Consider the following 1,326-nt stretch of genomic DNA (forward strand, 5'->3'; position numbering starts at 1 on the left):
CTATAAATGAGCAAATCCAAAATATTGCACAAAAGAAAGACACCCTCTGTAGAAGGATGTATAATTGAAGTACCAACAAACAACATACTCACTCAAACAAGGGGGTGTCCGTTGCAAACAGTATACATCATTCCAAACATATTTACAATTACCTGAAAGCATTAAATCTCGGATTATTTTTATCCGATGTGTATCTGAACCACTTATTGACCATCATCCTGTCTGTTTTTCTCCGGGGATACCGGGGAAAAACAGTTGATTTCCAAGAAGTCAGCCATTGCCACAGGACAACGACCGCTTATTTCCTGAATCACGGAAAATGGAAGGACGATGCATTGCAGGATGTTTTAAAAAGCAGCATCCTCCAAGCCATTTATAGGGAAGCACAGCGTTCCGGACAACCGATTTACTGTATTGTGGATGATACGATTGCTTCACATACCCGGCCTTCGTCACAGGCGGTTCATCCAATCGAAGCTGCGTATTTTCATCAATCACATTTAAAAGGCTGTCAGGATTATGGGCATCAGGTTGTCTCCGTTATGCTTTCCTGCAACGGGATTACCCTGAATTATGCAGTCATCCTGTACGATAAATCAAGATCAAAGATCCAGATTGTACAGGAGATCGCGGAAGAACTTCCCGCTGCGCCGGTCATTTCCTACTTTCTTTGTGACAGCTGGTATACTACTGCAAAAGTGATGGACCGTTTTATTCGGAAAGGATTCTATACGGTTGGGGCATTAAAGACCAACCGAATCCTTTATCCATGCGGGATCCGTCAAAAAGCCAGTGCATTTGCCCTTCATTTGCGGAAAACAGACCCGGATGTCAGCCTCGTGACCGTTGGCAGCCGTGAATTCTATGTATACCGCTATGAAGGGGAGTTGAATGGCATTCCAAATGCAGCGGTGATCCTCAGCTATCCGAAGGATGGATTTGGGAATCCCAAAGCATTGCGTGTATTTCTCTCTACAAATGCAGAGTTATCCACGCAGGAGATCCTGGACACCTATACGAAACGGTGGCCGATTGAATTATTTTTCCGGCAGAGCAAAAGTAAACTTGCGCTGGATAGTTATCAAATCCGATCCCGTCAGGGAATCCAAAGGTATTGGCTGATCATGTCGTTGGTCCACTATTTGTGCTGTATGCATTCTGGAAACTACTGCACATTCGAAGAGGGATACGCATCCTTGAAGCAGCAGCTAAAGCAGGAACAGTTTGCAAACCTGTACCGCCTCATAAAAAGCAGCGCCTCATTCGAAGAAGCTTTTAAGTTTGTGGGATAAGTTTGTGCAAAATTCGATATTTGCTCATTTATAG

1 protein-coding gene is annotated in these 1,326 nt (G+C 44.0%); it reads left to right on the forward strand.

Translation table 11 applies throughout. The features are described from left to right. Window positions 1-104: 104 nt before the first annotated feature. The gene (locus DXA93_RS17525) at window positions 105-1,292 is read left to right on the forward strand and encodes a transposase (protein WP_238046251.1); all 1,188 of its coding nucleotides are present in this window, start codon (window positions 105-107) and stop codon (window positions 1,290-1,292) included. Window positions 1,293-1,326 lie beyond the last annotated feature (34 nt).

The sequence above is a fragment of the Blautia sp. OF09-25XD genome (assembly GCF_003482095.1).
Taxonomy (GTDB): Bacteria; Bacillota; Clostridia; order Lachnospirales; family Lachnospiraceae; genus Fusicatenibacter; species Fusicatenibacter saccharivorans.